Source organism: Moorena sp. SIO4G3, assembly GCF_010692305.1.
Lineage (GTDB): Bacteria > Cyanobacteriota > Cyanobacteriia > Cyanobacteriales > Coleofasciculaceae > Moorena > Moorena producens_A.
Genome location: NZ_JAAHIG010000414.1, coordinates 1 through 7,440, shown reverse-complemented (window position 1 = coordinate 7,440; position 7,440 = coordinate 1). Strand labels below are relative to the sequence as shown.

Sequence of the window (7,440 nt, the reverse complement as noted above, 5' to 3'; positions counted from 1 at the left end):
TCACTCCAGTTTCGGGAGGACAGGTTTTGCACCTGTAAGGTGATCAAGTTGTCAAGGTTTTGTTCCTTGCGGCTAATCCCCCTCTATCCTTTTCAGGTTAAGGTTTCTAGCCAACGAATCACACCCAGCCAAAGACTATTGTACTAATTTGGTTTCTTTGACACCAATTAATAATAAATCTAGCCACCTTGTTCACGTTGTCACGCATTTGCCGATTGCGCTTCTCGGTCAAAGAAGCCAATCGCTCATCCCAGTAGTCTTGAGATTTTCCTTTCTTGATCGCAGCTACACGTTTGTTGTACCACTGGTTTTGTGACTTAACTTTTTTGCCATCTATAATGAAAGACTTTCCCAAGTTAGAGACACAAGTTAGCCAGTTATTGAGACCTGGATCTATGCCTAGGACATTGTTCGTCTGTAGCACTGGTTCAGGGCTTGGTCTTTCATATACAAATTCCAGGTAAAAGCAACCATTCCTTGGGACAAAGCGATATTCCTTGATTGATTTGAAATCGATATTAGATGGCATTGGTAGTAAAAAGTGGTCAATACCAAACCAGGCTTTGATCTGCTTTCCTAAAGTAAACTTGAGTTGGCCTTTTACTAACTTCACCCACCGAGCGGGATAACTAACTACAGCCAGACCTCCCTTCTGGCGGTACTTCGGAACTCTAGGTTTATCCGCTAATTGCCCTTTGTCATATAACTTCTTGAGGGCTTTGTAAGATTTAAAAGACTCAATAACTCCGTGTAATGTTTGTTGGGCACAAGCGGATCTCATTGCCTTGAAGTGAATGTTGGTTTTCATTATTTTGTCCAACTCGGAATTATTGAGGTATTTGCCAGTTTTGAATAGCATTTGACGGCAATAATATAACCCGCAATTGGTCAACTTATTTGCTTCTGAACAGATGAATTCTATAACCCCTTGGTTTTCAGGTGTCGTAGCTATTAAATGTTGCTGACAACCGTACATATTCTATCGATATTTTAGGCTATTCTAATTATATAGCCTAGAAATTAAGGGGTCAAGCAAATGTTATAAAAAACTAAGCTAAAAGTTGGAAGACCGAGTTGACATGGTGTGCGAAAAAAATCCTATAGTGTCATGACTACAGAGACGGCTTGGAATGGATTAAAAGAAATGGCTAAAGATTCTGGTTTAAGCCTTTCTGAGTTCCTGGAAACCCTAGGGAGGACAAAACAGCTTCCATGACACGATAGCCGTATGGGAATCCCGGTACGCTCCCCGGCCACCCAATAAATTAGGTGGCTAACTCTCCCTTGTTATTTCTCTGTTTTCAATTGGGTCAGTACTTTCGTTCTGGGTTTTAGGGAGTAGGGAGTAGGGAGTAGCGATGCAGCGCCGCCAAAGGGGGTTCCCCCCATGAGCGACTGCATCAAGACGGGAGTAGGGAGTGGGAAAAAATCCTCTTTATCTGTGTACTGTGTACCTGCATCGCTAACTAAAAGCGATCGCTTATCTATCGGGATACGCGATCGCTTTTAGTATTCAGAGATTATCCAATCAAAAATCCGATTTAACTACCAGCTAGGACAAAATCCACTTCATCAGCTCCGTCAGTTTCACTTTGACCGGAGGTAATTTGTTCCCCATTCACTTCAACAGCGAAAGGTGTGCTGTCTAAATTGATATTGTAATCCGTTGCGTCAGCAGTATATCCCACGCTAGCCACCATCTTACGACCCTCATCGGTATAGATGAATGCCAACATTTGGTTTTTTTCTTTCTGATTGTCGTAAGCCCAAATGACCATATATTGTTGATCTTGATAGTCGAATACTTTAGGCGCACGAGTGGGGACATAACGACCAGGAGCTCCAAAGCTAACATCCAAGAAGTTTTGCACAGAACTGTCTTGTACGATAGCGTAGGCAACTTCTTGGGGAGAGGTAGCTTCTGCATCACCTTCACTTTCGTCCCTCTCTTCTTCTTGATCACGGTTGCGGAAATAATCCACAGCCATTTTAGTTCCGACCGCACCGACTGCTGCTATACCAGCACCCATTAGTATGTTGCGCAGTTTACTCATTTGTTGTTATGGCCTATGACTATCAATGACTTAAATAGTAACACTATAGGATAAAGAGATAGGGAGATGGGGAGATGGGGAGATGGGGAGATGGGTAAGGGCTATGTGGGTCACCTGCGGAAGCACCTTTCTTGATGCAGTCGCTCATGGGGGAAACCACGGCAGTCGCTCATGGTTTGAAGTTACCGTAAGATAGTGGAGCCTTATTAACAAATATTTAACCCTTTTCTGCATAACCTGCTAACTATAAAGGCTCCACTATCTAAGGTTTCGTCTCCGGGGGGAACCCCCAAGACCGCGCTGCCTTCCCAAGACCGCGCTGCATCGCTGTAAGCCTTATGGGAAGAACCTTTGGCGGCACTGACTACCTTTGACCGCGCTGCATCCGAAGTCCCTGCTCCCTGCTCCGAAGTCCCTGCTCCCTGTTCCCTGTTCCCTGTTCCCTGTTCCCTAAAAAAAACCCAAGACTTTTTACCTCACCCCATTAAGAACTTCTATAGATTCTGGATCACAAAGGGTTTGATAGCACTACTACTCCACTTATTCTTGAGTTTCTCAACTATAAATGGCCGAATTACAAACTTAGGGGGCACACCGTTATGTACATCAATCCGTAGGAACGTATGAGTAGAGCGGGCTGTTCTGCCTTTACCTTTGCGCCCGATAAATAAAAGCGATCGCGCCACCATTTGAACATAACCTCCCCCACTAATTTCCATCACTTCAACCCCATCTTTGCGCTGATGCCGCAAACTAGCACCACTTCCGCCACAGACCAGCCAATTTAAATGGGAGTCAGCATGTTTAGTATCAAAGGTACGCAAATGCTCAAAGCAATGGGCGTGTCCACTTAAGATTAAATCTACCAGTGGCCGTTTTTCGGGTAGGGAACCAATAGCAGCAGCCACCTGATCCAATACTTGGCGTAAATGGCCACGAACTGCGATCGCATCTGGCTGCTCCCATCGGGTTGTTTCCGTTGAATAGGGAGAGTGATGAAGATAGATCACTCGTCCCCTTACCTGAGGATCATGCCAAGAATCAATTAACCGTTGCTGTAACCAGTCTAGTTGCTCTCGGTCAGGACCAGCCTTAGGTTTAGAGGAAGAGTCAGAACTACAAAAGGTATTGGAATCAAGGGCAAAAAAGTCAATGCCGCCATATCTAAAGGTATAGTAGCGATTGGGTAGGCGGGTAAAGTGACCAGGTTGGTAGCGCAGGCATCTTCCGGTTTCGGTCTTGGCCGTATAGTGTTGGTTGAGGTACTCAGCTAAATTACGGCGCTTGTGAGGCTGATTCAAACAATCAAGAAAAGCGTGAGCATAGGCTTTGCCTTGGTAAGAACTCTCCCAACCTAGGGTCAACCCTAACTTAGATTTTAACCAACGGCGTAGAGGTAAACTTAACTGAGCCAATAATCTGGGCAAAAACGTTAGGTCATAGTAATCATGATTTCCTGGTACAGGGAAAATCGGGTGATTAAAGACTAGTCGAGTAGTGTCAGTTTTCTTGACAGGACTCCTAATACCGAAAACCTCTCGGTAGAATGTAATAAATTTCTCCAAATAAAACTCACCAGACCCAAAGGGATAAACCAGATCCCCTGTGTGTAAGGTAAAGCGACAAGTATCAATGTGCTCCCGTAATTCTTGAGCGATTTGTGTTTGCAGCTTCCGTCCATATTCCGTATCTGAATCCGTATCTCCAATCACTAGAAAGGAAAAGTCTGGACGTTCATTTTCACCATCATCAAGGACTAACTGAGTTTGGTCAATTCCCTCGTTGATAATTCTAGGATTACCCCACCATAAGCACTGGTTGATGGTGGCAATTTTAGTAGCAATAGGTGGGTCATATAGCATGTTTAAAATAGGTGAGGTAGATTTGGGATTTTAGGGAGTAGGGAGTAGGGAGTAGGGAGTAGGGAATAGGGAGTAGGGAGTAGGGAGTAGGGAGTAGGGAACAGCGGATCTGGGAACAGCGGATCTGGGAACAGCGGATCTGGGAACAGGGAGCAGTGGACAAAAATTAACAAAAATAGTATCAGGAAAATACTTTGGCAAGAGCTTTAATTAAAACCGCTATATATTAACTATAATTTTTATAAAATTGCTGATCAAGCATAACCCTTTATTTATGATGATTTTAAGTTTAATTTAATCCAAAAAATATAAACTTAAATTCTTAATTTTTAATAATCAATAACTTACCTGAAATGCTCCCTGCTCCCTACTCCCTGCTCCCTACTCCCTACTACCTACTCCCTACTCCCTACTCCCTACTCCCTACTCCCTACTCCCGATTCCCGATTCCCGATTCCCTTTTACTTGGACAATGTCGATGGAACTTTCTCTTCCTCCTCCCAATCCTGTTCTTTGTGATTGTTTCCGTAACCATATTTGTAGTAACTGTAAGGGCTATTAGCGTCACCTTGAACACCATTAGCAACAATCCCTAAAACGTTAACTCGAGACAGTCTCAGATTATCAAGAGCTTGGGTCAGAGCAGAGCGGTCTGTTTTTTCAATGCGAGTTACCAGAATCAATCCATCGGTTTTAGGAGTAAGCAAGGTAGTATCTGCTAATCCCAAAACTGGGGGAGTATCATAAATCACCAGGTCGAATATATCCTCAAAATATTTGATCAATCCTTTCATTTTCTCGGAAGAGAGTAGTTTGGTAGGGTCTGGAGGAATTTTGCCTGCGGTGAGGACTGATAAGCCAGGTATAGGTAACTCGTCCTTAATTACCTGTTCAGGGGATCGGGTTTGAGCAATTAAATTACTTAATCCCAACTCGTTGGGTAATTGCAATCTGGTATGAACTTGGGGTTTACGCATATCCGCATCCACTAGTAACACCTTTTTTCCCATGGCTGCGGCTGTTTGAGCCAGGAAAAGCGCAATGGTTGACTTACCATCCCCAGGCATAGATGAACTGATGGCCACAGAATGGATTGGGCGGTCTGAACTCAGTAATTGAATATTGGTATTGAGTACTCGTATGGCTTCCAAAAAGTGTGAAAATTGGGCGTCCCCACCATAGCTGTAAGCGGTTAATTTTTTCCTGAAACCTGGTATTATCCAGGTAAACGGTTTAGAGAAGAAACGTCCTACTTTTTCTAAGGAATTAGTACTTGGGGCTCCTGGTAGTTTTTTATTAATAGGGATAGTCCCTAACACAGGCAGTTTGGTTTGTTGTTTTAGTTCGTCGAGAGTGTGATAAATGTTATCTAATCGTTCTAAAACCAAAGCAAAACCAATGCCTACTAGAATAGTAGCTACAGCTCCCAAGGTTAGATTACGTGGGATATTAGGAGAGATGGGATTCTCTGCCCGAACTGGGGCTTCAATGACTTCCCAAGGAATCTCGGTTTGGGCAGCTTGAATTCGCAAGGTTTCCTTGGTAGAGCGAAAACGGTTTAACCCCTCCGTAGCAATTTGTATTTCTCGCTGTAAGTCGGTGTATCGTCTGACTAAAGCAGGTATTTGTTGAGCCTGTTGGTCTAGCTGTTGTTGGGCGACTAATAAGGTTTGACGTTGGGTTTCAAGCCTTTGTACCTCAGTTACACCTTCTGCGAATTTGGAGTTTAAAACTCGCTCTGCTTCTTGCTCTAGGATTGGGAGGAGGTTTTGCCGTTGAGTTTGGAGAAGTTGAATCGCCGTGCTTTGGGGTTGGAAGCGAGTTAATTCCCCAGCGATTTGGGTTTCTACAGTTCTTAACTGACCAATGATTTGCTGATAGAGTGGAGCCTCACCAAGAGCCGCCAAGGCTCCCGTTTCGTCTTGTAGAGAACCAAGATAGGAACGGGCTTGAACTAATTCTTGTTCAAGGGCTAAATTTTGCTGCTTCAAGGTGGTCATTTGAGAAGCGATTAGTTGAGCTTGGCTTTCGGGGTCAGTAAACTGATATCGCTCTCGAAAGATTTGTAATTGGTTTTGGAGTTGATTTACCCTGGTTTGTAAGGATGGTAACTGGTTTTCAACGAATTGAATCCCTAGCTTTAAGTTAGTCTGGCGCTCTTCCAGGGAGTACTCCAGGTATACCTTGGCTAATTGGTCTAAAACAGTCAGGATCTGATCCTGATCTTTTCCCTGGTAACTGATTTCTAAAATCTTAGTTTCCCCTAAGCGAGTGATTGTTAAATCCTTCATTAAGGAATCATAATCAATTTCGGGATAGGGTTTCTGGAGTTCTGCGAGCACTTTTTCCATTAGCTCAGGACTACGCAGAACTTGAATTTGGGTTTCGTAGTCTAAACCAGATTTAAGGTCTTGGTCTCCTAAAAAAGACGTGAAATTCCCTAAGTCATTGTCAGCATTAACCGGCTCTACTAAAATCTGAAATTTGCTTTGGTAAATTGGCTCCTGATTTAAAGTTTGCGGGATGATGAAGGACATTCCTGTCACTGCTACCCCGACAATGACTAGTCCTCGCCGTTCCAGCACCGTAAGCCAAAGGCGCAAATCCCATTCACTATCGTCTGGTTCTAACCATGGTGACCCTTGAGGTAAAGGGGGAAAGTTACCGTTATTACTGGCAACTGGCAGAGGAGAGGGAGAAATGTTATTAATCATTGCGTTTTATTTTCAGTTTAATTAAAGAGATGCTATAAAAGTTGACTAGATAAGAGTTGGTTGGTAGCGCAAGTCAGAAGTTAGAAGTCAGAAGTCAGAAGTCAGAAGTAGGGAGTAGGGAGTAGGGAGTAGGGAAAAATACTGTGTAGCTTATAGTGTAAGCATTCAGCCGTCAGTTGTCAGCCGTCAGCTTATTTTATTCAAATAGCGTGCCCGTAGTGCATAATACCCAATCCGATTGTCAAAACCCCTTTATAAAAATCCACCAAATCTTTTGATGACATGAATATAGGATTATGGGGATAAGGGTGGTATGGAAACAGGATTTGGTATCAGCTGATAACTGATAGCTAATAGCTGAATGCTGAATTCTGAATGCTTACCTTATAGTTATGAAAAACGCTCTAATTAAGTGTTAATAAAAAAAAGTTTAACCTATAAATAATAAAAATTTTCTGCTCCCTGCTCCCTGCTCCCTGCTCCCTATTCCCTATTCCCTATTCCCTATTCCCTATTCCCTGTTCCCTGTTCCCTCGCTATACTAATCCAACAACAAACGTAAGGCAGGCACAATTTGTAAAACTGGGCCGAGAATATTGGAGAGGGTATCAGTGATTCTGGCGGAACGGGAGCGACCAGCAAGGATAATATCGTTGTTCCATAGCAGAGGGTTAGTTTCGTCATTAAGTCCTTGCTTTAAATTGACTTCGATTTCCCGTCGGGTTAGGCTACCATCAGGATTAAAACGAATTAGCTCCACCACTTCTTCTGAGCGCTCATTAAATCCCCCCACCGAAAGCAACGCTTCAA

At 43.4% G+C, this 7,440-nt stretch carries 6 protein-coding genes and 1 pseudogene; 1 reads left to right on the top strand and 6 read right to left on the bottom strand.

Annotation, left to right across the window (positions count from 1 at the left end; translation table 11 throughout):
- Window positions 1-118: 118 nt before the first annotated feature.
- Window positions 119-976, bottom strand: coding sequence for a transposase (locus F6J99_RS38445; RefSeq protein WP_293121228.1), 858 nt, complete (start codon window positions 974-976; stop codon window positions 119-121).
- A 411-nt stretch (window positions 977-1,387) separates the two neighbouring features.
- Between F6J99_RS38445 and F6J99_RS38440 the strand changes: the two genes are divergently transcribed.
- Window positions 1,388-1,510: a hypothetical protein gene (locus F6J99_RS38440; RefSeq protein ID WP_293121226.1), complete on the top strand. Its 123-nt coding sequence runs from the start codon at window positions 1,388-1,390 to the stop codon at window positions 1,508-1,510.
- Between the two features lie 31 nt (window positions 1,511-1,541).
- Here the strand turns inward: F6J99_RS38440 and F6J99_RS38435 are convergent, their stop codons facing one another.
- From F6J99_RS38435 to F6J99_RS38415, 5 genes and pseudogenes are all read right to left on the bottom strand, one after another.
- Window positions 1,542-2,054 carry a hypothetical protein gene (locus tag F6J99_RS38435; protein ID WP_293121224.1) on the bottom strand — a complete coding sequence of 171 codons (513 nt, stop codon included), beginning with the start codon at window positions 2,052-2,054 and terminating at the stop codon, window positions 1,542-1,544.
- A 494-nt stretch (window positions 2,055-2,548) separates the two neighbouring features.
- Window positions 2,549-3,916: a metallophosphoesterase gene (locus F6J99_RS38430; RefSeq protein WP_293121222.1), complete on the bottom strand. Its 1,368-nt coding sequence runs from the start codon at window positions 3,914-3,916 to the stop codon at window positions 2,549-2,551.
- A gap of 2 nt (window positions 3,917-3,918) precedes the next feature.
- The gene (locus F6J99_RS38425) at window positions 3,919-4,089 is read right to left on the bottom strand and encodes a hypothetical protein (protein ID WP_293121220.1); all 171 of its coding nucleotides are present in this window, start codon (window positions 4,087-4,089) and stop codon (window positions 3,919-3,921) included.
- A gap of 288 nt (window positions 4,090-4,377) precedes the next feature.
- Window positions 4,378-6,630 carry a polysaccharide biosynthesis tyrosine autokinase gene (locus tag F6J99_RS38420; RefSeq protein WP_293121218.1) on the bottom strand — a complete coding sequence of 751 codons (2,253 nt, stop codon included), beginning with the start codon at window positions 6,628-6,630 and terminating at the stop codon, window positions 4,378-4,380.
- A gap of 541 nt (window positions 6,631-7,171) precedes the next feature.
- A pseudogene (locus F6J99_RS38415) lies at window positions 7,172-7,440 on the bottom strand (sugar ABC transporter substrate-binding protein); the annotation flags it as partial.

Excerpts from the sequence above, each read along its gene's own strand:
- F6J99_RS38440 (WP_293121226.1), top strand. The coding sequence starts at position 1,388 with ATGAGCGACTGCATCAAGACGGGAGTAGGGAGTGGGAAAAAATCCTCT.
- F6J99_RS38435 (WP_293121224.1), bottom strand. The coding sequence starts at position 2,054 with ATGAGTAAACTGCGCAACATACTAATGGGTGCTGGTATAGCAGCAGTC.
- F6J99_RS38430 (WP_293121222.1), bottom strand. The coding sequence starts at position 3,916 with ATGCTATATGACCCACCTATTGCTACTAAAATTGCCACCATCAACCAG.
- F6J99_RS38420 (WP_293121218.1), bottom strand. The coding sequence starts at position 6,630 with ATGATTAATAACATTTCTCCCTCTCCTCTGCCAGTTGCCAGTAATAAC.
- F6J99_RS38445 (WP_293121228.1), bottom strand. The coding sequence starts at position 976 with ATGTACGGTTGTCAGCAACATTTAATAGCTACGACACCTGAAAACCAA.